Raw genomic sequence first — 26,352 nt, forward strand, 5'->3', positions numbered from 1 at the left:
CGACCACTACACCACGTCCTGGGGCTTGACCCGCGAATGACGGTTATGTGGGTGGAGCTCACTTCGTCGGCAATCAGCGCCGCTGCGTTGAACTGGACCTGTGCAAGCACCCACTCATCTGGGTAACGACGACACACTTCGTACTCATTGCGAGTCAAGTGGAACCTATCGGCCGTGAGCGCGGTGCACCCCTTGACCTCCCACCGCGAGGTGGACGAGCCGGTGCTCTCGATGTCGTAACCGAAGCGATCCGAGATCTCGGCAACATGCACGGGCGACGCGCCGTTCGCGTCGAGAGCAGCAAAGATCACGAGTTCGGCCGCTCGTCCAAGGCCAAGCGCAAGTACGCTGCTCGCTTGAGCGCTAGCGGGGTGAGCGTCTCGAAGGATCTGTTCGAGCTCCGGTTCGAGCCATGCGAGTCCGTCCCGGTCAGCGGATGGTATGAGTTCTTGGCGGACCTCGTCTCCGACGACGGCGAGCTGCAGCCACGAAGGTGGATCAATCTCGAGGAACATCGCTGCAATTGCCAGGAGCGTTGCCCTATCCGCGTGATCGGACACTGCCCTCAGCCGCGCGCTTGGTCGAATCCCATCCGACGCCGAAGCCATGCCGCTTCGAAGCAGGAGTTCCGCGACGGGCTTGTGATCTACGGCCACGGCGAGGAAGGCACTTCGACTCTGCGCAGCGCGGATCCAGGCACAGACGTCATCTTGGGCTTCGTAGCGAATCGCATTCGCTAGGAGGAAGGCACTCGTTGCGGAGCCGTGCGTCGGGATCACAATGACTCGACGTGCATGTGAGCGAGAATTGCCGACATATCATCCTGCTCAGCTGCAGGTGCTTCGTGGTTCTCGTCGCTTTCAGGCAGTGCAACGCGTACCAACCCAGGGTCGTTCATCAGTTGTGCGAGAGCACTCACCTTCTCTCGTAGTCGATCATCCACGACGCCGTCGATCGATTCGTCACTGAGGAGCACGGTGAACCGGGTGACAACGTCCTGTGCCAACCCCAGGCGATGGATCCGGTCTTGACTCTGCAGGAAGTGGCCGGCGTTGAAGGTCCTGTCGAGAAAGATCGCATGATGGCACCAGTGATGAAGGCTGATGCCCTCGCCTGCCGCGGCGGGGTTTGCCAACAACACGGAACACCCAGGATCGTTCCGGAAGCGCTCAAGTTCGGCCTCGCGGGTTAGCGCCCCAGCCGGAGCCGCGTCTTCAGGCGGAACTCCACCGTGAATGATTGCGGGGTTGAAAGCACTCAGGTCTCGCGCCAGAGCCTTCAGATTACGCACAAATGTCGACCAGACCAGAACCTTTTCTCCTCGGGCGGCGGCGGCGGCTACTGCCTCCTGCACGTAGGTGTATTTCCAAGGTCGCTCGTACTGCCCGTAGTCGTATAGAAGCTTGGTCAAGGGCTCGTCGCCATTCAGCATGATCGGCGGATGGGCGAATCCTTTCTCATCGTCAGCGTCAGAACCAGCTACTAGAAGAGCGGGGTTCGTGGCCGCCTCCAGAAGGTACATCACGATACGACCGAGCCTGTCGAACTCACGCCTGGACTCCTTCGGAAGACTGAAGTCGCCGCGGTATCTTCCTACGAGCGCAGCGTAGATCGCGCTCTGGATAGGTCCCATTGGACGATCGACGATCTCCCACACTGGGTCTGGTATGCCGAGACTGGACTTCGCCGTTCGCGTGAAGTACGTCTGGATTGCCTGGCTGGTCTCCTTGACGACGTCTGGGTCGCGCCCCATCGCCTCGTCATAAGCGCTTTCCGGGAGGATCGCGCGATCTTGCCCAGGGTAGAGAAACCTCATCAGTGCAATGAGGTCAGTTGCACCTTGTGGAGCCGGTGTCCCTGTCAAGACATCGCGTCGACGAGCGACGTACGCTAGGTCCAACACGGCACGCCCATGCACGCCCGCTGCTCCCCGCTTGATCCGATGCGCCTCGTCGAGCACGACCTGTGTCGGTGCGGCCGCTACGAAATCACGAACCCGCTCGTAATCGGCGGCTACGCGGTTGTAATTCGTAAGAAGAATCTCCGTGTCTCGCGGGATCAGTCCTCCGGGCCCCGAATGCACGGCAATGGTGGGGGCAACCACAAGGCAGGCGGATGAGTCCGATTTCCATGCCTCGAATGCGGCGATAGGAGCGACCACAAGCAGGCGCTCAACGATTCCTCGAGAACGTTGGAGTGAATGATTGGCTAGCGCAACGGTTGTCTTCCCGGCCCCAGGCACAGAGAAGTCGGCTCCATGCGGGAGAAGTGAGATCTTGGCAAGATTGCGCAGCTGGAACGGCTTCAATGTTCGCCGGAACCCGTTTGCGGCCAATTCCGCGGCCAGCTCAGCTGTCGAAACTCGCACCGCACCCTCTACTGCGTCTTCGCGAGCCTTGCGGTCACTGGCCAGGGTCGCGAGTTGACTTCTGACTTTTTCGCCGAAGTCGATCTGCTCATTGAAGAACGTTCGAACTTCGCGGATGCCGGCGAGCTCCGCGAGGAAGACTTCGGCTCGCACCTCCAGCCGAGCGGAATCTCCGCCTACGATCCCACGCGATAGCAGAGATTGTAGATGCGCCCAGGCCCCCGTCGGAGTTCCTGACTTCCGCGTGATCACGACAGTCGGGCGACGGCCCTCGCCCAGTTCGACGAAGATCACGATGCGGTGGCGGAGTAGCCGTCGATCAGTTTCTGGAGCCGCTTGACTCGTTCCAACATCCCAGCTTCGTCGAAACCATCAAAGGCGCGAGCTTTTGGCAAGGCCGCTATCGCGCGCTCGAACTCCGCGATTGCTTTGTCGGTTCTGGTGAGCGGAGTTGACTGTGCTGTCTGGTCGCGCTGTTCTTCCTCGGCTTCGTCTGCGGCCGCATTGATGGCGCTTCCGAGGCTGTCCAGGATGTCGCTTACTCCGACTGTGTCACCGTCGCCGATGTCCACAGATTCGTCCGGCCGTTTTCCAGCGAGGAGCGACAACAGCGACGTCAGCGGTGCCGACTCGGCGGCATTCCCCAGGACCTCGTCCAGGAGGTCGGGTTCGGACGGTTCCGGAAGTCCGGATGAGGCGGTCGAAAGCAATCGGTTCAGCGTGGGATCACCCTCAAGCTCCTTCTGAACGAGCGTGGCGGCGTCCGGCCGACGGAGGTGGCGAAGTTTTCGATAGCGAACGTTTGCGAGGGTTCCAAGGAAGTACACCGAGCGAACGGCCTCGGCCTCGCTCGGTTGCTTGTTCTTGATGTGCTTAGCGAGTTCGTCGAACGCCGACTCATTTTCGTTGAAGTCGATGTGGTGACGTGCGCCCGCGGACAGGTCGACAAGCTGATGAACCTGCTGAAGCTTCTCGTAGAGCGAGCGTACGTCGGATACCTCGCGGTGCATACGTGAGGCGACGCGCTGGAAGTCCTTGTTCTCTCGGTCAAAGAGTTCCTCGATCAGTAATGCTTCGTTGATCCAGCCGTACTCCTGCTTGAAGTCTCGAGCGATCTGAAGTTCGGTCTCGAGATCGATCAGTTCTGGCGGTGTCGCGTCGGCCGGCAGGACGAGGCACTGGACATAGCGGGCTGCCGGGCGGTCGTCGTCCTTGTACAGACTCCGCAGCGCTGCGGCCCGCCTGTTCCCATTGATGAGCACGCCGTCGGCCGTGACGATAGCCGGTTCCTGCTGACCGCGAGACTCAAGGTCCTGCTTTAGGTCGCGGAAGCCATCCTGTTCGCAGAGGATCCCGTACTGCGCTTGCTGGGCCTTCGGGCCGAGTGGATCGCTCGTGAAGAGCCCCGAGTCGCCTACTTGCGCGATCTTCGCCCGTTGCTCGGCGCGCGTTCGATGGTTCAGCGTCGAAAACCGCACCCAATCCACTTCCACCTCGACGAGATTCAGTTCTTTCGCCGCCCGTGGCCATGCGGGAACCTGCGTCTTCCCGATGACGGTGCGTGCCGACAAGAAGACCGCGCGTTCTTGGTCCAGTACGGAATTAGTCAACAGTCAGTTCCTAAAGGTTGAGGAGCGCGCAGCTCCATATCGAGTGGTAATCGTGGTGCGAAGTGTGCCGTTGGCCTTCCGCTGGAAACCTACGAATCCGGTGAAGGATTCAGTCTCGGCTGGTGTTACTCCGAACGCCTGTAGCAATATCACCGGGAACTTCAGACTCCGGTCGCCGCCCCAGTTCCATGAACTGGCTTCACCGTCGCGCTCCGGCATCGTATAGACACACGGCGCAGGAACTAGTTGGCCGCCGATCTCGACGGATTTCGACTGCTTCGGGCAAGGACGCTGGGCCGTGCCGCATAGTTCATTGTGAAAGATGATGCCGGACAGACTGTCGGGCGCATCGGAGAAGAAGCGTTGGCGAAGCCGGTTGACGCCCTTCGAGACATGCTCGCCTGGATGCGCCTTCAGGCTCGGGCACAGCCACCACAGATAGGTCTCCTGCGCCCACGGGGGCGCCGACCAGCGAACACTGCTATGTGCGCCATCCGGGCAGCCCTTCTGGATGATGGCGACCGCTCCGATCGATGGCACATCAAGCCGGTAGACAGTGTCATCGCCGTACGCGGGAGTGGACATGCTCGTCGCAAGTCCGCGGTCCACGAGGTGGGCCAGCACGCCAGAAAGAAACTGGCGCCGACTCGCGTTGCTTGCGCTCATTCTCCCGCGGAGCGTCTCAATCGCAGCGGGCAGCGCGGATGAGTATTCCTCGGACGAAATGCCGTACTGCGCGAGAAGATCCGAATGCGCGGATAGCGCGCGAATCACGTCGGCGGCACGATCCACGACATCAGCAGGGGGTGAGCCGACGTGCCGACACGGTGCGGCAACGTCCGCGGGGCTAGCCACGCGCCGGCCTAACCGTCGTGAGTCCCACCATCGCCGACATCCCTGTCTCCATCAACTTGTCGTTCCCGTTCCCAGTGAGGCTACCAAGCACCTCCGACGATGAGGCGGCACGCCGCGGGTGTTGACATTGAGCTCACCCCAGGCGAGCGGCCGGTTCGCCAACCCGAAGTGTCGGCGAGATTGAGGCTGCGGCCTCGTCGACAGCGGGGTTCCGCCAGCCCGGCATATCCACGTTTCCCCGCCGAGCACGCTGTGGGTCCGGCGTGCTTAGGCCGTGTCTCGCACTGCGACTTCGAATCGCGCTAGAAAAATCGCACGCACCCCTTCGCTGCTCAAGATGCCGTCCAGTCCCTGCAGCTTGCCCTGAGCGAGTTGATCGCACACAGCCATCCACGCATAACCGACGGCCAAGGTGAACGCGCCGAGCGAAATTGCCGTGACGGTGCCCTGAGCCTTCTCGCCACCGTCCGACATGCGCTTCGCAACCTCCTCGGTTGCGCGATCCACACCGACCCCGATTGCGGCGCCTGCGGCGGCCGCGGCCACCGCTGCTACTTCTTGATCGATGCCATAGATCGCGGCGATCTTCGCGGTCAGTACCAACTGTGTAATCCCCTGCAGCCGATAATCGGCCCCAGCGACGAGGCCAACCGTCCCAGCCGCACCGGCGGCTATGAGGACGGCCTTGTTCGCCTGAGCGCGCTTCCGCGCGAGATCCACTTTCTGAGCGGCGGTAAGGGCAACTCGGACACCTTCGGGCGCGACGCGAAAGGTGGCATCGAGGAGTTCCTGTAAGCCGTGCTGCGGCTGCGATGAGAACTCATCCCCTTGCGCCATGACCGGATATACCCGTCCACCGACGATCGGAAGGTCGAGCGTCTCGATGTGGCGCGCGATCTCCAGAGAATCGGGGTGGAGGTTCCCCTCACGGGACGGTACTTGAGTAAGTACGACGACCACGGGCAGGTCCAGTTCATGCAAGCGGCGGATGAAGTCTGCCTCAGTAGCTTCGAATCGTCGGTCTGCTGAGCGCACGCAGTACCAGGCGACGTGCACCTGCTCGACGAGTGGCCCCTTGCGCATTTGCTTGACGTACGTGCCGAGCTCGGCGATGAGCTTGTTCGTGTCCCGCCCGATCTCGAGCCCGCGCGTGTCAAGCAGGCCGAGGAACCCGCTGTTATGGAGGTAGAGGTGCTCGCTCATCGTGACGGGCTCTCCAATACCGGTAGGCGCGACGGTCTCGCCGAACACTGCATTGATGAGCGTGGACTTTCCGACACCTGTCTTGCCAAAGATCGCGAGATTGAAGCGTCCGATCTCATCAGCCTGTTCTTGCCATTTCTTGCGAAACTCTTCGGTGGCCCAGTCCTCGCTCATCCGTCGCCGCCCCTCATAGTCCAGCAGCTGCCATGTCGCAACGCTACGTGGATCACGTTAGCGGCAGGCGACGACGTGGCGCGGAGCTGTGAATCAGCGTGTACCCGAGTGGACGCTGCACGACCCGCGGGCTTGGCCGTCCAATGTCGTCGTCTAGGTGCATCATGGGACCCAGATGACGAAGGGTCTAGACATGAGTGGACACCGCGGCCAGATCGTTGGCTACATCCGCGTGAGCGCGGCTGACCAGAACCCTGCGCGGCAGCTCGAGGTGCTCGGCGATGTCGACAGGCTGTTTTCGGAGGCTGTCTCCGGTGGGAGTGTCGATCGCTCGCAGCTTCGGGAGATGCTCGCCTACGTCCGCGAGGGCGACGTGCTGCGTGTCAAGTCCCCAGACCGGCTCGCGCGGTCGACCACGGACCTTCTGAAGTTCGTCGAGACGCTCAAGGCTAAGGGCGTCGCGCTTGAGTTCGTCGATAACCCTGCGCTCAACACCGATACGGCACAAGGCGAATTCATGCTCACGATCCTCGCGGCGGTCGCGCAGCTGGAACGGGCGACGATCCGGGAACGGCAGGCCGAGGGCATCGCTATCGCGAAAGCCCAGGGCCGGTACGATCGCAGCCCGAAACTTGCGCCTGCGCAGGTCGCGGAGGCCCGCCAGCGTGTCGCCAGCGGAGTGCCGAAGGCCCGGGTGGCCCGAGACCTCGGCGTCGCGCGACAAACGCTCCACGCGGCGCTCAGCGGCACTGGCCGCTATGCCGAACTCGCCCAGATGGGAGCAGCATGATCTCCTATCCCGCGGGTCAGGAGCCGGACTTCTGGGAGCCAAACCCCGCGCACCCCGCGCACCGCTTCGCTCTGGGCAGACTAGGCGAAACGTCGCCCGCGTCGCCGCCGCTGATCGTAATCGGGATGAATCCCTCGCACGCGCGCGAGACCCAGTCGGACAAGACAGTAAACCGTGTGATCCGGGCGAGCGAAGAGATCGCCGGGCATGGGGGTTGGCTGATGCTGAACCTCTATCCGGAGCGCTCACCAAAGCCCAGCGCGCTCAAGGCGTACGACGCTGGGCTCTCGGCCGCGAACTGCGACGCCGTCGAGCAGGTGTTGTCACAGCTCAGCTCGAACGAGGTCCTGGGCGGATGGGGCGACATGGGAGGCTCTGCCACCTTGAAGCGAGCCCTGATCGACGTGCGTGCACTGCTGGTTCGCATGGGCGTCCGGCTGTTCACGCTGGACCCGCTGACGAACCAGGGCAACCCGCGGCACCCGCATCCGCCGGGACGTCCGCTACCTATGCTCGGTCCAAAAGAGTACCTCTCGTGAGTGACTTTCCCGAGATCCGCAAAGGCGACGGCTCGGGCAACGAGCTGTACCGCACGTGTCCTCAGTGTGGACGCGACTGCGAGCCTGAGCCGTTCGAGGCCGGGGACGGCGAGGGGATCCGAATCGGTTTCAGTTGTCCGGTGCATGGAGTACACACCGTCATCGACCCGTTCGAAGAGTCGCGGTAACGCTACCGCGACCGGGCGCGCCAGTCGATCTCGACCGTCTCGATCGCCGCGTCAAGCGTCGTGACGCGTTTCCCCATTCCGACAGGCCGGATGGCAACGGTTATGAGTGCATCGATGACTGCCCGCCGGCGTGCCAACGTGACCTGCGCCCACCACACGTGCGCGTCGCCGACGCTCGCAAGGTCCGCGAGCGGACTCAACTGGACAGCCTGGGCGAGTTCATCGTTCACCGCGCGGATCTCTGCTGCGAGGTCAGTGAGATCTTGCTCGGCGTCTCGCTCGGTCAAGAGCCCCTTGGCAAGAAGCGAGGAGATCGAAGACCGCCGTCCTTCGAGTGCCGTCCGCTGAGCGTGAAGCGCTGGGATATCCGGCCAGTCGTCTGCAGTTCCGAAAAGCTCGCTCGCATCGGCTTCTGCGATACGCCGAATGCACAGCTCGGCGACGAGCTCGTCGATGATGTCGCCGTTACGCATGAAGTGCCCGTTGACGCAGCGATAGGTGTGGTACCTCGTGCGAGGGGCGGGCCCTGTGCCGTCTTTCCGCGCTGTGGGATGCGTCTCTCCGCGCGCCGACCGCACTGGTTCGCGACATACCGAGCAGATCGCGATACCTGACAGAAGCCACTTGCGTGCGGTCCCATCGTGATTCGGTTTCACGCCGACGAGCCTGGCACGGGCTGCGAGCAACTCGTCGAGAGTCCTGCTGGTCGTGATCATGAGGTCGGACGAGGTGCGCGGCATCCTCACCGACCTCGTGCGGCGGGCGCTGACGGTGTCGTGATGCGCGCGCACCTGCCGCGTCTCGCGCGGGCGCCCGCCGCACTCCGCGGGGAGCGCGGATCAGCCGCCGCCGAGCTGGCGGTCGCGCTGCCGGCGGTGCTGCTCGCGCTCATGCTGGGCGTCGGAGCCCTGGGCGCCGCGGCCACGCAGGTGGCGCTGCAGGATGCCGCGGCAGACGCCGCACGGCTGCTCGGGCGCGGCGAGAGCGCCGCCCGGGCGGCCGCAGCGGTCGCCGCCGTCGAGGGAGCGACCATGACCTCGCGCGACGGTGCCGGCCTGGTGTGCGTCACGGCATCCGTGCAGACGCGGATCGGGCGGCTGATCAGCATCCCGCTGAGCGCCGGCAGCTGCGCCCTCGCGGGAGGGCTGTGATGGCCGGCACGGCGCTGGCATCCGGCATCCTGGCCGTCGCCGCGACGCTGTCGCTCGGGCTGGCCGCGGTCGGCGGCGCGGCCGTCACGGCCCAGCGCGCGGCGGGCGCGGCGGATGCCGCGGCGCTCGCCGCAGCCGACGCCGCGTCCGGTGCGATCGTCACCGGCGAGGACCCCTGCGCCCTCGCGGCACAGGTGGCGCTGGCAGCCGGCGCGACGCTCGTCGCGTGCCGGGCGGACGGGCTCATGGTGACCGTGCAGGTCGAATCCGCGTACGCTGGTCTCGTCGCCGTCTCCCGCGCCCGTGCCGGGCAACCCGAGGGATGAGGACGACGACCCCCACCCCCCCCGCCTCCGGTCACCCGACGATGCCGTGTCGATGCGACGCTGTGTCCGCACCAGGAGAGCGGTGTGTATGGTGTGCTTCGAAGAAAGGACGCTCTCTTGGCACAAGGCAAGAAGCTCGTCATCGTCGAGTCCCCGACGAAGATGCGGTCGATCCAGGGATACCTCGGCGATGGCTACGAGGTGCTCAGCTCCGTCGGCCACATCCGCGACCTCGCCGACAAGAAGGACATCCCCGCCGCCGACAAGCAGGCGTACGGGAAGTACTCGATCGACGTCGACCACGACTTCGACCCCTACTACGTCGTCTCCGACCGCAAGACGAAGACGGTCGCCGAACTGAAGCGCGCCCTGAAGACCGCCGACGAGCTCCTGCTCGCCACTGATGAGGACCGCGAGGGCGAGGCCATCGCGTGGCACCTGCTGGAGACCCTCAAGCCGAAGGTCCCCGTCAAGCGGATGGTCTTCCACGAGATCACCAAGGACGCGATCCAGGCGGCCGTCGGCCGCACCCGCGACCTCGACCTGGCGCTCGTCGACGCGCAGGAGACCCGCCGCATCCTGGACCGGCTCTACGGCTGGGACGTCTCACCCGTGCTCTGGTACAAGGTCAAGTCCGGCCTGTCCGCCGGACGCGTGCAGTCTGCCGCGACCCGCATGATCGTCGACCGCGAGCGCGAGCGGATGGCGTTCACCTCGGCTGAGTACTGGGACGTCGAGGCGCAGGCCTCCGCGACCGGGCAGTCCTTCGGTGTGCGCCTGGTGCGCGTGGACGGCGGACAGCTCGCCCGCGGCACCGACTTCGACGACACCGGAAAGCTGAAGAAGGCCGTCGTCGTCCTGACCGAGGCCGAGGTCATGGCCCTCGCCGCGGCCGTGAACGACGCGGGCGCCGCGACCGTCAGCAAGGTCGAGGCCAAGCCGGGAACCCGCAGCCCCTATGCACCCTTCACCACCTCCACCATGCAGCAGGAGGCCGGGCGCAAGCTCTCGATGAGTGCGAAGCAGGCGATGAGCGTCGCCCAGCGCCTCTACGAGAAGGGGTACATCACCTATATGCGTACGGACTCGGTCGCGCTGTCGACGCAGGCCATCCAGGCCGCGCGCAGCCAGGCCGTCGCGCTGTACGGCGACAGCGCGGTGCCGCTCAAGCCCCGTGTGTACAAGTCCAAGAGCAAGAACGCGCAGGAGGCTCACGAGGCGATCCGTCCATCGGGCGAGAACTTCCGGACGCCGGCATCCCTCTCCTCCCAGCTCGACCGCGAGGAGCAGCGTCTCTACGACCTGATCTGGAAGCGCACGGTCGCCAGCCAGATGTCCGACGCCAAGTACGAGACCACTACGGTCACGCTGGAGTCGGACGCCGACGGCAAGCGGCTCGAGTTCACCGCATCCGGCACCGTCTACACCTTCAAGGGCTTCCTGGAGGCGTACGAGGAGGGCCGCGACGAGAAGCGCAACGCGCAGGACTCCGCCGAGAACCAGTCCCTGCCCGCCGTCGCCGTCGGCGACGAGCTGGCGATGGCGGATGCCGAGGCCAAGGGCCACCGCACCACCCCCAAGCCCCGCTACACCGAGGCCTCGCTGGTCAAGGCGCTCGAGGAGCACGGCATCGGCCGCCCCTCGACGTTCGCGAGCATCATCGGCACCGTGATCGACCGTGGTTACGCGTCCAAGCGCGGCCAGGCGCTCGTGCCGACCTGGCTGGCGTTCAGCGTCGTGCGGCTCCTCGAGCAGCACTTCGCCGATCTGATCGACTACGACTTCACCGCGGCACTCGAGGACGACCTCGACGCGATCGCCCGTGGTGAGCAGAACCGCAACGAGTGGCTGCGCTCCTTCTACTTCGGCTCCGACGCCCATGTCGGGCTGCGGCAGGTGGTCGACAATCTCGGCGAGATCGACGCGCGGGCGCTGAACTCCACCCGCATCACCGACACCGCCACGCTCCGCTTCGGAAAGTACGGGCCTTACCTCGAGGTCGTCGACCCGGCGAACCCCGATGCCAAGCCGCGCATCGTCAATGTGCCCGAGGACCTCGCCCCCGATGAGCTGACGCCCGCCAAGGCGCAGGAGCTGGTCGACGCGCCTGTCGCCGGCGATCGGGTGCTGGGGGAGAACCCCGAGAACGGCAAGATCGTCGTGGTCAAGGACGGACGGTTCGGCCCGTACGTGCAGGAGAACGACCCGGTGTCCGACGAGGACGAGGTCGACACCGAGACGGGTGAGGTCGTCGAGGCCGCGCCGAAGAAGAAGAGCGCCAAGAAGAAGGAGGCCGCGCCCAAGCCGCGCACCGCCTCGCTGTTCCGCTCCATGTCGGTGGACACCATCGACCTCGACACCGCGCTGCAGCTGCTCAGCCTGCCTCGCGTGGTCGGCAAGGACCCTGAGTCCGGCGAGGAGATCACCGCGCAGAACGGCCGCTACGGCCCGTACCTGAAGAAGGGCGCTGATTCGCGGTCGCTGGAGAGCGAATCCCAGATCTTCGACGTGACGCTCGAGCAGGCGCTGGCGATCTACGCCCAGCCGAAGTACGGTGCGGGTTCGCGGCGGGCTTCCAGCGCGCTCAAGGAGTTCGAGGCCGACCCCGTCAGCGGCAAGCCGATCCGCATCCGCGACGGACGCTTCGGCGCCTACGTGACCGACGGCGAGACGAACGTCACCATCCCGCGCGGGCAGACCCCGGACGACGTCACCTTCGAGATCGCCGTGCAGATGCTCGCCGACAAGCGGGCCAAGGGCCCTGCGCCCAAGCGCGGGGCGAAGAAGACGGCGGCCAAGAAGGCTCCCGCGAAGAAGCCCGCCGCGAAGAAGGCACCTGCGAAGAAGGCACTGACCGACGATCAGAAGGCGGCCGCGCGCTCGGAGGCCGCCAAGAAGGCGGCCGCCACCCGCAAGGCCAACGCGATCGCGAAGGCCGACGCGGCGCGCAAGGCCAAGGCAGGCTCGTGACCTCCGAGCGTCGGGGTCTCTGGATCACGCTCGAGGGCGGCGACGGCTCGGGGAAGACCACCCAGGCGGCGCTGCTGGCCGAATGGCTCGGCGCGCAGGGCCGCACGGTGCTGCACACGCGTGAGCCGGGCGGTTCCGAGGTCGGCGTGCTGATCCGCAACATCGTGCTGCACCACCGCGGTGAGGTCGCACCGCGCGCCGAGGCGCTGCTGTACGCCGCCGACCGCGCGCACCACGTCGCCACCGTGGTGCGTCCCGCGCTGCAGCGCGGCGATGTCGTCATCCAGGATCGCTATCTCGACTCGTCCGTCGCGTACCAGGGCGCCGGGCGCGTGCTGGATGCCACGGAGGTGCGCGACCTGTCGCTGTGGGCGACGGAGGGCGCGCTGCCCGACGTCACCGTGCTGCTCGACATCGACCCCTCCGAGGCCCGTCGCCGACTGGACGCGGACGACAAGCCGTTCGACCGGCTGGAGGCCGAGAAGGAGGAGTTCCACACCCGCGTTCGGGAGTCGTACCTGCGCCTCGCCGCGGCCGAGCCGGGGCGCTTCCTCGTCGTGGACGCCACCCGCGATCCCGACGACATCGCGAGCGTGATCCGCGCCCGCCTGCCCGTGCTGCTCTGAACGCGCAGGTCGATGTCGGTGCCGAGGTTAGGCTGGACAGCATGACTCAGGCCGCGCTCGCCCCGTTCCCGTGGAGCGAGGTGTGGGGTCAGGATGCGGCCGTCGAGACGCTCCAGCAGGCGGCCTCCGATCCTGCCGCCCTCTCGCACGCGTGGCTGATCACCGGTCCTCCCGGATCCGGCCGCTCCACGCTCGCCTACGCCTTCGCTGCGGCGCTCATCGCCGAGCATCCGGACGACGAGAACGCGATGCGGCAGGTGCTTGCGGGCACGCATCCCGACCTCACGGCGCTGCGCACCGACAAGGTGCTCATCACGATCAAGGAGGCGCGCGAGCTCGTCGCCCGCTCCTTCTTCTCCCCGTCGGCCGGGCGCTACCGGGTGATCGTGGTCGAGGATGCCGACCGCATGGTCGAGCGCACCTCCAACGTGCTGCTGAAGGCGCTCGAGGAGCCGCCCGAGCAGACCGTCTGGGTGCTGTGCGCCCCCAGCGAGGCCGACCTGCTGCCCACCATCCGCTCCCGGGTGCGCGCGCTGCGCCTGCGCGAGCCGGAGGTCGCCGACGTCGCCCGCCTGATCGCGCTGCGCACGGGCGTGGACGAGGCCACCGCCGAGCAGGCCGCCCGCCATTCGCAGCGCCACATCGGCATGGCCCAGCGCCTCGCCACCGACGACGGTGCGCGCCGCCGGCGCGACGAGACCCTCCGCGCGGTGCTCGGGGTGCGCGGCGTGGGCACCGCCGTCGAGGTCGCCGGACACATCATCCAGGCCGCCACCGACGACGCCAAGGCGCTGACGGCTGAGCGCGACGCCGCCGAGCGCGCGGCGCTGCTGCGCACGGTCGGCATCGCCGAGGGGCAGGCCGTCCCGCCCGCGCTGCGGCCGCAGCTCTCGGCCCTCGAGGACGACCAGAAGAAGCGGGCCACCCGCAGCCTGCGCGACGGGATCGACCGGGTGCTCACCGACCTGCAGTCGATGTACCGCGACGTGGTCATGCTGCAGTTCGGTCGCACAGGCGAGCTGATCAACAGCGAGCTGCGCACCGAGCTCGAAGCCCTCGCGGCGGCCTGGCCGGTCGAGCGCGCGCTCATCGCCCTCGACGCCATCAGCGACACCCGTGAGTCCCTGGAGCGCAACGTCTCGCCGCTGCTCGCGACCGAGAGCCTCCTGGTGACCATCTCCAGCGGAAGGACCCCGTGATCCATCGAGCACGGCGCGCTGCGCGCCGCATCCTCACCGTCCTGGCCGGAGTCGCCGCGGCATCCGTCGTGCTCTCCGGATGCCTGTACGCCCAGATCCCCGCCGGGGCGCCCGCGCCGGCGCGCACGGCCGACACGAGCGGCGTCTCCGCCGAGCTCCTGCCGTACTACTCGCAGAAGCTCACCTGGAAGTCGTGCGGCGCCGGCTTCGACTGCACCGAGGTGAAGGCCCCGCGCGACTGGGAGAAGCCCGCCGACGGGGACCTCGAGCTCGCGATCGTGCGGCACCGGGCGACCGGCACCTCCCAGGGCTCGCTGCTGATCAACCCCGGCGGACCCGGTGCGAGCGGCTACGACTTCGTCCACGACAGCCTGGACTACGCGGTCGGCGCCGATCTGATCGAGGACTTCGACGTGATCGGCTTCGACCCGCGGGGCGTCGGCCGCTCCACCGCGGTGCGCTGCCTCGACGCGAAGCAGATGGACGACTACCTCTACGGCGTGGTGCCCGGTCCGCGCAACACGCCGGAGTGGGAAGCTGCGCTCTCCGCGCGGGACAAGACCTTCGCCGACGCCTGCGAGGCGAACAGCGACGGCCTGCTGCCGTACATCACCACCGTGAATTCGGCGCGGGACATGGACCTCATCCGCGGCGTCCTGGGCGACAAGACGCTGAACTACCTCGGCTACTCATACGGCACGTTCCTCGGGGCGACCTACGCGAAGCTGTACCCCGAGCGGGCGCAGCGGCTCGTGCTGGACGGCGCGATCGATCCGGCCGTGCCGGGCCTCGAGGTCAGCACCATCCAGGCCGAGGGCTTCGAGTCGGCGCTGCGCGCCTACCTGGAGGGATGCCTGGCGGGCCGGGACTGCCCGTTCAACGGCTCGGTCGACGAGGCCCTCACCGATTTCCGCGCCCTGCTGTCGAGCATCTCCCGCACGCCGATGAAGAACGGCGACGGGCGGATGCTGACCGTCGACTCCATGATCACCGGCACGATCGCGGCGATGTACAGCCAGCAGAGCTGGTCCTACCTGACCAAGGGGATCACCGCGGCGCTGCAGGGCGACCCGTCCGTGATGATGGGGCTCGCCGACTCCTACAACTCGCGCAACCCCGACGGCACCTACGCCGACAACACCGCCGAGGCGTTCCGCGCGTACAACTGCATGGACTACCCGGTCGAAGAGGATCCGGCCGCGGAGGCCGCCGTCATCACGCAGCTGGAGGCCAAGGCCCCCACGTTCGCCCCGTACTGGCAGGCGCCGGATCCGTGCAAGGTGTGGCCCCACGCGCCGACCGGTGTGCGGGAGAGGATCACGGCCGACGGCTCGGGCCCGATCGTCGTGGTCGGCACCACCAATGACCCCGCCACCCCCTACGCCTGGGCCGAATCGCTCGCGGAGCAGCTGCAGAACGGCGTCCTCGTCACCCGTGTGGGCGAGGGGCACACCGGCTACAACAAGGGCAACGGCTGCGTGGACCAGGCCGTCGAGCGCTTCCTGATCGACGGCAAGGCTCCCAAGGACGGTCTGCGCTGCGAATGACCCGCCGATGCGGCCTCGGTTTCGCGGAGGCCGCATCCTCGTAGTAGGATCATTGCTTGTGCCGCAGTCCGCTGCGCACGCCACCTTAGCTCAGTGGTAGAGCATCCCACTCGTAATGGGAAGGCCGTCAGTTCAATCCTGACAGGTGGCTCAGATCGGCCCCGGAACTCCCGTTCCGGGGCCTTTCCCGTTCCGGCGGGCCGCCCTTCCCGCGCCGGCTGTGCGCCGCGTACGCTCGAGGGATGAGCAGAGCACTCCTCATCGTCGACGTGCAGAACGACTTCACCGAGGGCGGCGCGCTCGCCGTCGCTGGCGGGGACACCGTGGCATCCGCCGTCACCGCGCATCTCGCCGCGCACGCGGCGGAGTACGCCGTGGTCATCGCCTCGCGGGACTGGCATGATGCCGAGGGCGACAACGGCGGCCACTTCTCCGACGAGCCCGACTACGTGGACTCCTGGCCCGTGCACTGCGTCGCCGGTACCGACGGCGCCGCCTACGATCCGCTGCTGGTGACGGACGCCGTCACTCACCACGTCCTCAAAGGCCAGGGCGTTCCGGCGTACTCGATGTTCGAGGGCAGGACCGAGGACGGGGAGACGGTCGGCGGCATCCTGACCGCGCACGGCGTGACGGATGCGGATGCGGTGGGCATCGCGACCGATCACTGCGTGCGTGCATCGGTGCTGGACGCCATCGCGCACGGTGTGCACGTGCGAGTGCTCACCGACCTCATCGCCGGTGTCGACGAGCAGGCCAGCCGGGCGGCGCTGGCCGAGCTCGCTCACGCGGGTGCGGAGCTCGTGGACGGCGCGGCCGAGGCCGAAGCCCGGTGAGCGTCCGCTGCGCCCTGCTGCTGCGCGCCGTCAACGTCGGCGGCAGGAACCGCGTGCCCATGGCGGAGCTGCGTGACCTGCTGGCTGAGCGCACCGACCTGCGGGACATCGCCACGTACATCGCCAGCGGCAACGTCATGGCCGACGTCACCGGCGACATCGGCGAGGCGTGCGCCCAGGTGCGCAGGCTGATCCACGAGGCGTTCGACGCCGACACCCCGGTGATCGCGCGCACCCACGAGCAGCTCGTGGCGGCTCTGGAGGCGAGCCCCTTCCCGGATGCCGTGGCCGACAAGATGCTGCACATCATGTTCCTGGAGGGCGAGCCGCAGCCGGATGCCGAAGAGGCGCTGCGCGCGCGCCTGCAGCCGGGGGAGCGCATCGCGCTCGTCGGCGGCGATCTGTGGATCGACTACGGCCTGAGCGGGGCCGCGAACACGAAGCTCACGCGGTCGGTGCTCGACCGAGCGCTCGGCACGGCGGGCACCGCCCGCAACATCCTGACGCTGCGCAAGCTCATCGAGCTCACCGCCTGAGCGGCCGGTTCCAACCGGCCGCTCGCGCCGATGCGAGCCTCTTCTGCTCCCGCGCATTGATCGCCGCGAACAGCCGATTGCGCTTGGTGTTCTGGAATGCTGCGCACCGCCAGGTGCCGTCTTCGCGTATGAACACGAACGTCTGCGTCTTGTCGTGTCGGATGCGCGTGCCCTTGCCGATTCCACCCTCGGTCAGCACGACGGCGACATCGTCACTCAGCATCCGCACGCCCAGTACGACCACGGACATGCGGCTGCCGCGCTGCCACTTCTCGAACAGCGGCACATGATCGGCATGGATCGAGCCCCGCCCGCGCGTGATCGTGCCGATGAAGATCACGTAGCTCGCGTCCTCGGTGAACTCCTGCGCGTAGGCGGCAGCGTCGCCGGCATCCCAGGCGCGGCGCATCCGCTCCAGCGAGTCGACGATTCCAGCGGGGATGTCCGCCCGGGAGACTCCTTTTAGTGCAATCTGCATGAAGCTAATAGTGCACTCTGCATTATTAGAAGTCAAGCTCGTAGACTCGCATGGTGACCGATGACGACCGACAGCTCAGCCGCGCAGACCGCGACCTGCCCGCGCTGACCGTGCTCGCGCTGCTGACTGTCGGCCCACGGCATCCGTACGACATCCATCGGTTCGTCGTCGAGACGCACAAGGATTTCGTCACGGGTGCTCCACGCAGCATCTACCACGCTGTGCAGCGACTGGAGCGCGCGCACCTGATCGAGCCGATCGGATCGGAGCAGGCGGGCGGGCGCCCCGAGCGCACGGTCTTCGCGCTCACCGAAGCAGGTCGTGCTGAGGTGCGCAGGCGGGTGGCTCTCATGCTGTCCGCGCCGCACGGTGACCGCATCGGCACGGTGGCGGCGCTGTCGTTCCTCGGCGTTCTCTCGCGAGACGAAGCAGTCCTGGCGCTGCGTGCCCGCGTTGCCGCGCTGGAAGCGACCATCGCCCGGCAGACATCCGACCTGCGGGCGGCCACGGACGTGCCTGCCATCCTGCTCGTCGAGACAGAATACGAGCGCAGCCAGCTCGAAGCCGAACGGGAGTGGTTCCGCGCGCTCGTCGGGAGGCTGGAGAGCGGCGAGCTCGAGTGGCTGTCCCGGTGAGCACACGTCCCGCCACGATCGCTGCCGCCGTGGACCACGAACTGGTCATCAGGAAGTCCCGGTTCATCGCGCACGTGGCGCCCGTGTCCTCGTCCGAGGAGGCGGATGGGGTCATCGCCCGGATCAAGAAGCAGTACTGGGACGCCCGGCACAACTGCAGCGCCCAGGTAACCGGGATCGACGCCGATCGGGCGCGCTCCTCGGACGACGGCGAGCCGTCCGGAACCGCGGGCATCCCGATGCTCGAAGTGCTTCGCCGCCGGGAGCTGACCGATGTCGTCGCCGTCGTGACGCGCTACTTCGGCGGCATCAAGCTGGGCGCCGGCGGCCTGGTGCGGGCGTACTCGTCGGCGGTCTCCGAGGCGCTGGATCTGGCCTCCCTCGTCGATCGGCTGATGCTCGCGCAGGTGACGATCGCCGTGCCGCATGCCGATGCGGGGCGCTTCGACAACCTGCTGCGCGACTGGACCGACAGGAACTGCGCCGTGCTCGGCGAGCCGCAGTACCGCGAGCAGGCGGTCTTCGAGGTGTGGAGCCCCGCGGACGTGATCGAAGCACTGCAGGGCGAGATCGCGGCCTCCTCGGGCGGCTCCGTGGTGGCATCCGTCACCGGGATCGAGCGCGTGGTGGACGTCCCGCGCTGAGCCGTGTCGGGCTCACGCGACTCCACGGCGCGGGCGGCATGCCGTCTGCGCCGCGCAGATCGACGCGCCGCGCCCCGCATCCCGTACAGCGCACGTAGACGATCTCACCCTCGGATGTGCGGTGTGCGGACTCGGTCGTCCACGCGTGCTCGTGCGGGGGGAGCGGGCTCGGGATGCGGATCGGTGCGGTACGGGATGCGGTCATGTCACCACGATGATGTAATGGCCTTATGCATCTCAACCCTTACGGGGAGTACGCGGTGCTTCTCGCCGCATCCCTGGCCAACGAATGGCCGGACCACCGTGACGGGATCGAGCAGCGCACGCGCGAATTCGGGATGACGATGGCATTCGACGTCGCCTCCGACGACCACGTCCGCACACGGTGGGTGGTGGACGCCTGGCTCGCCGTGGTGGATGCCGAGGACGACGCCGCCCGCGCTGCGGCCCTGAACCGGCAGATGGCCGCAGCGGCCGCGTACCCCCAGCTCACCGACCACGACGGAGAAGGGTGGCATCTGCACTACCGCGACGCCGGACGCTCGCTGCCTGACGTGCTCGAGGCCGTGATCAGCGTCGGCACCGCGCTGCATCTGACCGAGCGCGGCATGCACAGGCTCGGGCGCTGCGCCGCCGCGCCGTGCGAGAACGTCTACGTCGACATCACCCGCAACGGACGGCAGCGCTACTGCTCCGTGCGCTGCGCCAACCGCGACGCCGTCCGGCGCCATCGCGCGCGCGGGATCTGAGCTCGGGTCCCCGAGCCTGTCGACGGGCCGTCAGCCGCGCAGCGCGGCGAGCACGGCATCCGACAGCGGCGGCCACGCCTCGATCGCCCACGGGCCGAAGTCCCGGTCGGCGAGGGCGACGCAGGCGACGCCGGCATCCGGATCCACCCACAGGAACGTCCCGCTCTGGCCGAAGTGCCCGTAGGTCGCGGGGGAGTTCGCCGCCGAGGTCCAGTGCGGCGTCTTGCCGTCGCGCAGCTCGAACCCCAGGCCCCAGTCGTTGGGGCGCTGGATCCCGTAGCCCGGCAGCACCCCGGAGAGCCCGGGAAAGGCCACGGCGGTCGCATCCGCGAGCGTCTGCGTCGAGATCAGGGCCGGGCGCTGCAGCTCCGCCGCGAAGCGGCACAGGTCGGCGACCGTGGAGACGGCGGCGGCCGCGGGCGAGCCCTGCAGCTGCGACGATGATATGCCGAGGGGCTGGAACACCGCCTCGTCCAGGTACTCGACGAACGGGATGCCGGAGTGCTCCGTCACCGCGTCGGCCAGCACCTCGAACCCTCGGTTCGAGTAGATCCGGCGCGTGCCGGGCGCGGCGCGCACGACGTCCTCGGTCATGTCCAGGCCGGAGGCATGGGCGAGGAGGTGGCGAACCGTGGACCCCTCCGGGCCCGCCGGTGTGTCGAGCGAGAAGACCCCCTCTTCGACGGCGATGAGCACCGCATACGCGGTGAGCGGCTTGGTGACCGACGCCAGCCGGAACGGCCGCGAGACGTCACCCTGCGAGGCGAGGACGGTGCCCGTGGCGGAGACGACGGCGGCCGCAGCGTTGTCCACCGGCCAGGTCTCTATGGCGGCGAGTGCGTCGTCCAGGGCGGTCATGGGGCTCCTCCTGCTCGGTTCGGCTCGTCGTGCGGGAGCGGCTCCCGGCGCCCTGGAATCCTCCCATATCGCGCCGGCGTCCGCGGTCGCATGGCGGCCGTCTGGCATGATCGGGGCCATGAGCGTCTCGCGCACGACCGCCACCCTCGCCGGGCTGGCGCTGATCGTCTTCCCGTTCGTCGCACTGCTGGTGAAGTTCGTCGTCCCGGGCTGGATGCTGGTCTTCATGCTCCTGTACAGCCCGGTGCTGCTGATCGGCTGGGCCACGCAGATCGTCATCGCGGCGAACGGGCTGCTGCGGGCGCGCGGAGTGCTGCGGACGGGCTCCGCAGGCCTGCGGCCGATCATCGCCGCGTGGCTGACGTCCGTCGCCGTGGTCGGAGTGGGATTCTTCCTGATCGACGGCGGCGACGACGGGAACTCGGGTTCGGCGTTCACCGAACTGGCCGGCACGAGCTCCACGTCGGCGGGCTCGGACCTGTCGATGATCCTCTGCCTCGCCTGCGCGGTGGTGTGGGCGGGGGCATGGCTGTGGCTGCTGATCGAATGGATCGCGCAGCTGGTGCTCGCGAGCAACGCCCGTCGAGCACAGGCGATGCCTGCGTAGGTGGGCCCCGTGGGGCTCGAACCCACGACCCGCGGATTAAAAGTCCGATGCTCTGCCAACTGAGCTAGAGGCCCCTGGTCAGGGCGGACCTGACCGATCCATCCTATCCGGCGGAGCAGCCGCGTCGTCGACCCGTGGACGCACGAGCGCGCCCGCCGGCAGGCCGGCGAGCGCGCTCTCCTCGGAGTGCCGGTCTCCTCCGTGATCCGGCACTCCGGCAGGCGATGCCGAGGCGTCCCCACGCGCCGGCATCACCTGACGGTCACTGAGCCGGCGGCATCAGCACCGAGTCGATCAGGTACACGGTCGCGTTCGCGGTCTGCACGCCGCCGCAGATCACGTTGGCGTCGTTGACCTTGAGCATGTCGCCGGATCCGGTCACGTCGACATCAGCGCCCTGCACGGTCTTGTGCATGCCCACGATGTCGGAGGGCTCGATCTGTCCGGGGACGACGTGGTAGGTCAGGATCGAGGTGAGGGTCTTCGAGTCGGTCTTGAGCGCCTCGATGGTGGCCGGGTCGATCTTGCCGAACGCGGAGTCCACCGGTGCGAAGACCGTGAACTCATCGCCGTTGAGCGTATCGACGAGGTTCACATCGGGGTTCAGCTTCCCGCTCACGGCGGAGACCAGCGTCTTCAGCAGCGGGTTGTTCGATGCGGCGACGGCGACCGGGTCCTGCGACATGCCCTGCACGGAGCCGGGTCCGTCCGGCACCTGCTTGGCGTAGTCCGCACAGCCGGGACCGACGAGGTTCGCCGCCGGGTCCATCGTCTCGGGGGCCTGGGATGCGGAGTCGGACGTCTCCGGTGCCTTCGGCTCCGAGGTCGCCTCCGATCCGCCGCTCATCGTGCAACCCGCCAGCACGAGGATGCCGGCGAAACCGAGTGAGAGAGCTGCGGTGATCTTCTTCTTGGTGCTGAGCATGTCAACCTCCGGTTGCTAGGGCCGCGGACCTCCCGCGGCGTCGAGGGTTGTTCGGCGCCCTCCCGCGATCGGATGGGAATCTCTCGGACGTCTTTCTCCGGCAGCATCCGCGGCTCCTTCCGGGCGTGACCGCGATGCGTCAGCGACGCGTCAGCGGCGCGTTCAGGCAATCCGAATCCGGGCCGGGGCCGAACAGCACTCGACGGAAGGCGGATCATGGATCTGATCATCATCGGGCTGCTCGGCGGCCTCATCACGGGGATCTCCCCGTGCATCCTGCCGGTGCTCCCGGTCATCTTCCTCACCGGAGGCGCGCAGTCGGCGAGATTCGAGGGTCAGGTGGCGCCCGCACGGCGGAGCCGCCCCTACCTGGTGATCCTGGGCCTCGTGCTGAGCTTCAGCGTCGTGACCCTGGCCGGATCGCTGCTGCTCTCCCTGCTGCACCTGCCGCAGGACGTCATCCGATGGGCGGGGATCGTCGTCCTGATCCTCATCGGCGTCGCGCTCATCGTGCCCCGGCTCGAGCAGCTGCTGGAGCGACCGTTCCAGTGGGTGCCCCGCCGTGAGGTGCAGAACCGGGGGAGCGGATTCGGCGTCGGGCTCGCCCTCGGCGCGGTGTTCGTGCCCTGCGCGGGACCCGTGCTCGCCGCGATCATCGTCGCGGGCTCGACCGGGCGCATCGGCATCGGCACGGTGCTGCTCACCGCCTCCTTCGCGATCGGCGTGGCCGTCCCGCTGCTGGTCTTCGCCCTCGCCGGGCGCGGGCTGGTCGAGCGGATCCGCGCGTTCCGAACTCGGGAGCGCGGCCTGCGCATCACCGCCGGCATCGCGATGATCGCCCTGGCGGTGGGACTCGTCTTCAACGTCCCGCAGCAGCTGCAGCGCCTGCTCCCGGACTACACCGCGCCGCTGCAGCAGGACCTCGCCGACAAGCAGGCGGAGGCCCTCGACCTGGGCGGCCTCGTCACCGACGAGAACCGGGAGCTCAGCAACTGCACGAACGGCTCAGCCACGCTGCAGGACTGCGGCACGGCACCGGCGATCCGCGGCATCGCGCAGTGGCTGAACACGCCGGACGGGAAGGCCATCGACCTGAAGCAGCTGCGCGGCAAGGTGGTGCTGGTCGACTTCTGGGCGTATTCGTGCATCAACTGCCAGCGCTCCATCCCGCACGTCGTCGCCTGGGACGAGGCGTATCGCGACGCGGGCCTGCAGGTGATCGGCGTGCACTCGCCGGAGTACGCCTTCGAGAAGGACGCGGGCAACGTCGCCTCCGGCATCCGCGACTTCGGAATCGACTATCCCGTGGCGCTCGACAACGACCTGGCCACCTGGACCGCGTACCGCAACCGCTACTGGCCCGCGCACTACCTGATCGACGCGAAGGGCGTCGTGCGGCAGATCGCCTTCGGGGAGGGCGCGTACTCCGCCACCGAGAAGCTGATCCGGCAGCTGCTGGAGCAGGCCGACCCCGATGTCTCGCTTCCCGCCGCCACGGAGGTCGCCGACAGCACGCCCGAGGTGGGCTCGACCACCCCGGAGACGTTTCTGGGCTTCTCGAAGGACCGCAACTACGGCGGCGAGGGTGCGTACCGATCCGGCGAGAAGGACTTCGCGTTCCCGCGGAAGCAGCCGAAGGACACCTTCACGCTGAGCGGCCGGTGGGACGTCCAGAGCCAGTACGCCGCACCGTCCGAGGGCTCCGACGGCGGCAGCATCCGTCTGACCTACCGTGCCGACGAGGTGCGGATGGTGATGGGGGGATCCGGCCGGATCGTGGTGACGGGCCCGGACGGCGCCACCGAGCGCATCGATGTGGACGGCAGCCCGCGTTCGTACGGGGTGAAGCAGGGCGGGCCGGCGGTCGGTGAGCTCACCGTCGAGGTGCCGCCGGGCGTGCAGGTCTACTCATTCACCTTCGGTTGAGAGTGGCGCGGGTCGGGAGAGGAGGGGATGCGGCATGCTGGTGGAGATGGTGATCGACGGCCTGGAAGTGCCGGAGGACGGTTCGGCGCGAGACAGCGCGGCCGACCTCCTGGTGCGCGTGGCCGCAGGCGACCGGCGTGCCTTCGCCGAACTGTACGACCTTCTCTCGCCGCGCGTGTTCGCCCTGATCCTGCGCGTGGTGGTGAACCGCTCGCAGAGCGAGGAGGTCCTCCAGGAGGTCTTCCTGGAGATCTGGCAATCCGCCGGACGCTTCGCTCCGAACAGAGGGCAGGGCAGGTCCTGGGTGCTCACCATCGCCCACCGCCGGGCCGTCGACAGGGTGCGGGCGTCGCAGTCGAGCAGCGATCGTGACGTGCGCGTCGGTGTGCGTGACCTCGATGCGGCCCGGGATGTCGTCGAGGAGGCGGTCGAGGCGCAGATCGAAGGCGAGCGGGTCGTGGCGGCGCTCTCGGCGCTGCCGGAGGCGCAGCAGGAAGCACTGATCCTGGCCTATTACGGGGGTTACAGTCAGACCGAGATCTCGGCTCTGACCGGCGCTCCGCTGGGAACGATCAAGACGAGGATGAGAGACGGGCTGACGCGGCTGCGCAGCGAACTGGGGGTGTCGACATGAACGAGCGGGAATTCGCCGAGCTCGCGGCCGGACACGCTCTGCACGCCCTCTCTGCAGTGGACGAGCGGCGTTTCCTCGAGGCGCGGGCAGCGCATCCGGAGTGGCACGAGCACATCGACGAGGACGAGCAGACCGCGGCGACCCTCGCCGCCGCTCTCCCTCCGGTGACGCCGCCGCCGATGCTCCGCGAGGAGCTGCTCGCGCGCATCGCGGCGACGCCGCAGCCAGGCGCGGACGGCCGGGCGGATGCCGGTCCGGCCGCGCAGTCCGCTCAGGATCCCGCAGCGCATGTCGGGGAGGCGTCGGACGCGGAGGCCGTGGTGGACGCCCCGCAACCCGCGCCGAAGCGCTGGTCGCGGGCGCTCTTCGCGCTCGCCGCGTGCCTCGTGCTGATCGTCGGCGGTGGCATCGCCACCGCGTTGGTCGTCTCCCAACTGCAGCGCCCTGCCTCCGTCGTCGCGCTGGACGAGATCCGCTCGGCACCGGATGCCGCTCAGGCGACGGTGAAGCTGGGATCCGGAGCGACGGCCACCGCGCACTGGTCGGCCGACCTGGGCGAGGCGGTGCTGGTGGCGTCCGGGCTCGAGCGGCCCGCGGCCGGCAAGACCTACGAGCTCTGGTTCGTACGCGGCGACAAGCCCGTCTCGGCCGGGGTGTTCGCCCCCGAGGACGGCAGTGCGACGGCTCTGCTGAAGGGCTCCATGCGCGCAGGCGACGTGATCGCCGTCACGGTGGAGCAGTCCGGCGGCTCGCCCTCCGGCGCGCCGACGAGCGAGCCGATCATCGTCATCCCCACCGCCTGAGGCTGGCGTACCCTGGATCGAGTGCCAGAGCAGTTCCACCGTCCCGTCCGGCGTCCGACCGCGGCCTTCGACAACCTCGTCGGAGCCGCGGACCCCGCCGAGAAGTCGCGCATCGCGCACGCCACGGCATCCGCTCTCCTCGAGCGGGCTCGGAAGGATGTCACGGGGGAGACGACCGAGCGACTGATCGCCTTCGCGTCCGAGCACGGCATCGACGAGATCGCCGAGCTCTGGTCGCACGCTCCCGCGCGGTCGCTGCCCGGCGCGCTGTGGCGGCTCTACCTGCTGCAGATCGCGATCCGCAGCGATGCCGCGACCACCGCCCTGCTGTACGAGCGCGGCAGGGTCGAGCTGCAGTCGGCGGACAGCCTGATCGCGGGGGCACCGACACCGGCGAGCCCGGAGGAGCTCGCCGAGCTCGTCGACACGATCCTGCGCGGGGTGTTCCAGGGCGACTTCGCTGTGGCGCTCGAACGCGCAGCGGCCTACTGCCGGGTGCAGGCCTCCGGCGCCACGCACACCGCCGACGACTACGAGCCCACCGAGCCCGGCCGTGCCAGTGAACTCACCCGCCGCGCCCTGCGCCTGAGCGGCTATGCCGACGACCTGTCCGCGAGTGCGGCCGCGTGGCGTCGCGGCGCGCTGACCTGAGACGACGGACGCGCTCGCGCTGAGACGTCGTCCGGACAGAGAAAGACCGGGCCGCAAGAACGCCTCTCGGCGGAAGGCCGCTCGCAGCGGCAGAAGTTGGAGCCCGGGGTTATGCGGCCCGGCCGATCAAGTGTAACGCGTCTTCGGCGGAGGTATTCCCAACCGTCCTAAGCTGTGGACATGGCTCAGCGCTACGCCCTGATGATCGACCCCGTCGACGTCGCGGATGCCCGTGACGACTACTCCGACACCTTCACGGACGTGGATGTCGAAGCCCCCGCGCTCAGCGTGGGGGAGTTCAGCACCCAGCGCGGAGACGGCGTCTTCGAGTCGATCGGCGTCGTCGACGGACACGCCAACGAGGTCGAGGCGCATGTGCAGCGGCTGGCCCATTCCGCGCGGATCTGCGACCTGCCGGCGCCGAACCTGGAGCAGTGGCGGCAGGCGGTCGCGGTCGCCGCTTCGCGGATCCCGCAGGGCGAGGCCGTCGTCAAGCTGATCCTGAGCCGGGGCGTGGAGCACGG

General features: G+C 67.9%; 28 protein-coding genes, 2 tRNA genes and 1 pseudogene (1 of these 31 only partly in view). 21 read left to right on the forward strand and 10 right to left on the reverse strand.

Features of this window, described 5'->3' with window-relative positions:
- The 5 genes from BGN97_RS03820 to BGN97_RS03840 all read right to left on the reverse strand — a co-directional run.
- On the reverse strand, positions 1-515 hold a 515-nt coding region (locus BGN97_RS03820), incomplete at its 3' end, for a DUF3883 domain-containing protein (RefSeq protein WP_292698191.1).
- A gap of 260 nt (positions 516-775) precedes the next feature.
- Positions 776-2,521, reverse strand: a complete 1,746-nt coding sequence (locus tag BGN97_RS03825; protein ID WP_292698193.1) for a DEAD/DEAH box helicase — start codon at positions 2,519-2,521, stop codon at positions 776-778.
- 137 nt (positions 2,522-2,658) lie between these two features.
- Positions 2,659-3,978: a ParB/RepB/Spo0J family partition protein gene (locus BGN97_RS03830; RefSeq protein WP_292698195.1), complete on the reverse strand. Its 1,320-nt coding sequence runs from the start codon at positions 3,976-3,978 to the stop codon at positions 2,659-2,661.
- A gap of 3 nt (positions 3,979-3,981) precedes the next feature.
- Positions 3,982-4,770, reverse strand: a complete 789-nt coding sequence (locus BGN97_RS03835) for a hypothetical protein (RefSeq protein ID WP_292698197.1) — start codon at positions 4,768-4,770, stop codon at positions 3,982-3,984.
- A gap of 330 nt (positions 4,771-5,100) precedes the next feature.
- Complete coding sequence (locus BGN97_RS03840; RefSeq protein ID WP_292698199.1) at positions 5,101-6,210, reverse strand: GTPase domain-containing protein; 1,110 nt, start codon at positions 6,208-6,210, stop codon at positions 5,101-5,103.
- Between the two features lie 193 nt (positions 6,211-6,403).
- Here BGN97_RS03840 and BGN97_RS03845 point away from each other — a divergent pair, with 193 nt between their 5' ends.
- Complete coding sequence (locus BGN97_RS03845; RefSeq protein ID WP_292698200.1) at positions 6,404-7,000, forward strand: recombinase family protein; 597 nt, start codon at positions 6,404-6,406, stop codon at positions 6,998-7,000.
- Positions 6,997-7,539: a DUF1643 domain-containing protein gene (locus BGN97_RS03850; protein WP_292698202.1), complete on the forward strand. Its 543-nt coding sequence runs from the start codon at positions 6,997-6,999 to the stop codon at positions 7,537-7,539. Before BGN97_RS03845 ends, BGN97_RS03850 begins: the two co-directional genes overlap by 4 nt.
- 190 nt (positions 7,540-7,729) lie before the next feature.
- Here the strand turns inward: BGN97_RS03850 and BGN97_RS03855 are convergent, their stop codons facing one another.
- On the reverse strand, positions 7,730-8,200 hold the full coding sequence (locus BGN97_RS03855; protein WP_292698204.1) for a hypothetical protein: 471 nt from the start codon (positions 8,198-8,200) through the stop codon (positions 7,730-7,732).
- A gap of 190 nt (positions 8,201-8,390) precedes the next feature.
- Between BGN97_RS03855 and BGN97_RS03860 the strand changes: the two are divergent.
- The 10 genes and pseudogenes from BGN97_RS03860 to BGN97_RS03905 form a co-directional block, all read left to right on the forward strand.
- Positions 8,391-8,507, forward strand: a pseudogene (locus BGN97_RS03860) (DUF4244 domain-containing protein); the annotation flags it as partial.
- Entirely contained in the window at positions 8,507-8,878 is a 372-nt protein-coding gene (locus tag BGN97_RS03865; protein WP_292698206.1) for a TadE family type IV pilus minor pilin, read from the forward strand. The pseudogene BGN97_RS03860 and the gene BGN97_RS03865, both read left to right, overlap by 1 nt.
- Entirely contained in the window at positions 8,878-9,204 is a 327-nt protein-coding gene (locus tag BGN97_RS03870) for a helicase (protein ID WP_292698208.1), read from the forward strand. The genes BGN97_RS03865 and BGN97_RS03870 overlap by 1 nt, the downstream gene beginning before the upstream one ends.
- A gap of 117 nt (positions 9,205-9,321) precedes the next feature.
- A complete protein-coding gene (gene topA, locus BGN97_RS03875; protein ID WP_292698210.1) occupies positions 9,322-12,174 on the forward strand; it encodes a type I DNA topoisomerase in 2,853 nt (950 codons plus the stop codon).
- Positions 12,171-12,800, forward strand: a complete 630-nt coding sequence (tmk, locus tag BGN97_RS03880; protein ID WP_292698212.1) for a dTMP kinase — start codon at positions 12,171-12,173, stop codon at positions 12,798-12,800. The genes topA and tmk overlap by 4 nt, the downstream gene beginning before the upstream one ends.
- 41 nt (positions 12,801-12,841) lie before the next feature.
- A complete protein-coding gene (locus tag BGN97_RS03885) occupies positions 12,842-13,999 on the forward strand; it encodes a DNA polymerase III subunit delta' (RefSeq protein ID WP_292698214.1) in 1,158 nt (385 codons plus the stop codon).
- A complete protein-coding gene (locus tag BGN97_RS03890) occupies positions 13,996-15,546 on the forward strand; it encodes an alpha/beta hydrolase (protein WP_292698216.1) in 1,551 nt (516 codons plus the stop codon). Before BGN97_RS03885 ends, BGN97_RS03890 begins: the two co-directional genes overlap by 4 nt.
- A 79-nt stretch (positions 15,547-15,625) precedes the next feature.
- A tRNA-Thr gene (locus BGN97_RS03895) sits at positions 15,626-15,697 on the forward strand.
- 91 nt (positions 15,698-15,788) lie between these two features.
- Entirely contained in the window at positions 15,789-16,382 is a 594-nt protein-coding gene (locus BGN97_RS03900) for an isochorismatase family protein (RefSeq protein WP_292698218.1), read from the forward strand.
- Positions 16,379-16,918: a DUF1697 domain-containing protein gene (locus tag BGN97_RS03905; protein ID WP_292698220.1), complete on the forward strand. Its 540-nt coding sequence runs from the start codon at positions 16,379-16,381 to the stop codon at positions 16,916-16,918. The genes BGN97_RS03900 and BGN97_RS03905 overlap by 4 nt, the downstream gene beginning before the upstream one ends.
- On the opposite strand, the gene BGN97_RS03910 is transcribed toward BGN97_RS03905, so the two are convergent.
- Positions 16,908-17,396: an SgcJ/EcaC family oxidoreductase gene (locus BGN97_RS03910; protein WP_292698222.1), complete on the reverse strand. Its 489-nt coding sequence runs from the start codon at positions 17,394-17,396 to the stop codon at positions 16,908-16,910. The genes BGN97_RS03905 and BGN97_RS03910 overlap by 11 nt on opposite strands.
- Before the next feature lie 53 nt (positions 17,397-17,449).
- Between BGN97_RS03910 and BGN97_RS03915 the strand changes: the two genes are divergently transcribed.
- The 3 genes from BGN97_RS03915 (at position 17,450) to BGN97_RS03925 (ending at position 19,424) form a co-directional block, all read left to right on the forward strand.
- The gene (locus tag BGN97_RS03915; protein ID WP_292698224.1) at positions 17,450-18,031 is read left to right on the forward strand and encodes a PadR family transcriptional regulator; all 582 of its coding nucleotides are present in this window, start codon (positions 17,450-17,452) and stop codon (positions 18,029-18,031) included.
- On the forward strand, positions 18,028-18,675 hold the full coding sequence (locus BGN97_RS03920; protein WP_292698226.1) for a YigZ family protein: 648 nt from the start codon (positions 18,028-18,030) through the stop codon (positions 18,673-18,675). The genes BGN97_RS03915 and BGN97_RS03920 overlap by 4 nt, the downstream gene beginning before the upstream one ends.
- A gap of 230 nt (positions 18,676-18,905) precedes the next feature.
- Entirely contained in the window at positions 18,906-19,424 is a 519-nt protein-coding gene (locus BGN97_RS03925; RefSeq protein WP_292698228.1) for a CGNR zinc finger domain-containing protein, read from the forward strand.
- A 30-nt stretch (positions 19,425-19,454) separates the two neighbouring features.
- Here the strand turns inward: BGN97_RS03925 and BGN97_RS03930 are convergent, their stop codons facing one another.
- Entirely contained in the window at positions 19,455-20,282 is an 828-nt protein-coding gene (locus BGN97_RS03930) for a serine hydrolase domain-containing protein (protein ID WP_292698230.1), read from the reverse strand.
- A 118-nt stretch (positions 20,283-20,400) separates the two neighbouring features.
- On the opposite strand from BGN97_RS03930, the gene BGN97_RS03935 reads away from it, so the two are divergent.
- Positions 20,401-20,889: a hypothetical protein gene (locus tag BGN97_RS03935; RefSeq protein WP_292698232.1), complete on the forward strand. Its 489-nt coding sequence runs from the start codon at positions 20,401-20,403 to the stop codon at positions 20,887-20,889.
- A gap of 1 nt (position 20,890) precedes the next feature.
- Here BGN97_RS03935 and BGN97_RS03940 read toward each other — a convergent pair.
- A tRNA-Lys gene (locus BGN97_RS03940) sits at positions 20,891-20,963 on the reverse strand.
- Positions 20,964-21,151: 188 nt separating this feature from the next.
- Complete coding sequence (locus BGN97_RS03945) at positions 21,152-21,814, reverse strand: fasciclin domain-containing protein (protein WP_292698234.1); 663 nt, start codon at positions 21,812-21,814, stop codon at positions 21,152-21,154.
- 216 nt (positions 21,815-22,030) lie between these two features.
- On the opposite strand from BGN97_RS03945, the gene BGN97_RS03950 reads away from it, so the two are divergent.
- From BGN97_RS03950 to BGN97_RS18465, 5 genes are all read left to right on the forward strand, one after another.
- The gene (locus BGN97_RS03950; RefSeq protein WP_292698236.1) at positions 22,031-23,740 is read left to right on the forward strand and encodes a cytochrome c biogenesis protein DipZ; all 1,710 of its coding nucleotides are present in this window, start codon (positions 22,031-22,033) and stop codon (positions 23,738-23,740) included.
- A gap of 34 nt (positions 23,741-23,774) precedes the next feature.
- On the forward strand, positions 23,775-24,374 hold the full coding sequence (sigK, locus tag BGN97_RS03955; RefSeq protein WP_292698238.1) for an ECF RNA polymerase sigma factor SigK: 600 nt from the start codon (positions 23,775-23,777) through the stop codon (positions 24,372-24,374).
- Positions 24,371-25,177, forward strand: coding sequence for an anti-sigma factor (locus BGN97_RS03960; RefSeq protein ID WP_292698240.1), 807 nt, complete (start codon positions 24,371-24,373; stop codon positions 25,175-25,177). The genes sigK and BGN97_RS03960 overlap by 4 nt, the downstream gene beginning before the upstream one ends.
- Positions 25,178-25,198: 21 nt before the next feature.
- Positions 25,199-25,828, forward strand: a complete 630-nt coding sequence (locus BGN97_RS03965) for a DNA-directed RNA polymerase subunit beta (protein WP_285636634.1) — start codon at positions 25,199-25,201, stop codon at positions 25,826-25,828.
- 180 nt (positions 25,829-26,008) lie between these two features.
- A protein-coding gene (locus BGN97_RS18465) for an aminotransferase class IV (protein WP_363331394.1) crosses the window boundary here: on the forward strand, positions 26,009-26,352 show its 5' portion. It continues 130 nt past the right edge of the window; only the first 344 of its 474 coding nucleotides appear in the window; its start codon is at positions 26,009-26,011; its stop codon lies off the right edge, out of view.

Origin of the sequence: Microbacterium sp. 69-10 (assembly GCF_001897945.1) — a bacterium.
In the GTDB taxonomy this organism is placed as follows: Bacteria; Actinomycetota; Actinomycetes; order Actinomycetales; family Microbacteriaceae; genus Microbacterium.

Coding starts and splice junctions, on each gene's coding strand:
- BGN97_RS03840 (WP_292698199.1), bottom strand. CDS start 6,210: ATGAGCGAGGACTGGGCCACCGAAGAGTTTCGCAAGAAATGGCAAGAA.
- BGN97_RS03845 (WP_292698200.1), top strand. CDS start 6,404: ATGAGTGGACACCGCGGCCAGATCGTTGGCTACATCCGCGTGAGCGCG.
- BGN97_RS03850 (WP_292698202.1), top strand. CDS start 6,997: ATGATCTCCTATCCCGCGGGTCAGGAGCCGGACTTCTGGGAGCCAAAC.
- BGN97_RS03855 (WP_292698204.1), bottom strand. CDS start 8,200: ATGCGTAACGGCGACATCATCGACGAGCTCGTCGCCGAGCTGTGCATT.
- BGN97_RS03865 (WP_292698206.1), top strand. CDS start 8,507: ATGCGCGCGCACCTGCCGCGTCTCGCGCGGGCGCCCGCCGCACTCCGC.
- BGN97_RS03870 (WP_292698208.1), top strand. CDS start 8,878: ATGGCCGGCACGGCGCTGGCATCCGGCATCCTGGCCGTCGCCGCGACG.
- BGN97_RS03885 (WP_292698214.1), top strand. CDS start 12,842: ATGACTCAGGCCGCGCTCGCCCCGTTCCCGTGGAGCGAGGTGTGGGGT.
- BGN97_RS03900 (WP_292698218.1), top strand. CDS start 15,789: ATGAGCAGAGCACTCCTCATCGTCGACGTGCAGAACGACTTCACCGAG.
- BGN97_RS03910 (WP_292698222.1), bottom strand. CDS start 17,396: ATGCAGATTGCACTAAAAGGAGTCTCCCGGGCGGACATCCCCGCTGGA.
- BGN97_RS03925 (WP_292698228.1), top strand. CDS start 18,906: ATGCATCTCAACCCTTACGGGGAGTACGCGGTGCTTCTCGCCGCATCC.
- BGN97_RS03930 (WP_292698230.1), bottom strand. CDS start 20,282: ATGACCGCCCTGGACGACGCACTCGCCGCCATAGAGACCTGGCCGGTG.
- BGN97_RS03935 (WP_292698232.1), top strand. CDS start 20,401: ATGAGCGTCTCGCGCACGACCGCCACCCTCGCCGGGCTGGCGCTGATC.
- BGN97_RS03945 (WP_292698234.1), bottom strand. CDS start 21,814: ATGCTCAGCACCAAGAAGAAGATCACCGCAGCTCTCTCACTCGGTTTC.
- BGN97_RS03950 (WP_292698236.1), top strand. CDS start 22,031: ATGGATCTGATCATCATCGGGCTGCTCGGCGGCCTCATCACGGGGATC.
- sigK (WP_292698238.1), top strand. CDS start 23,775: ATGCTGGTGGAGATGGTGATCGACGGCCTGGAAGTGCCGGAGGACGGT.
- BGN97_RS03960 (WP_292698240.1), top strand. CDS start 24,371: ATGAACGAGCGGGAATTCGCCGAGCTCGCGGCCGGACACGCTCTGCAC.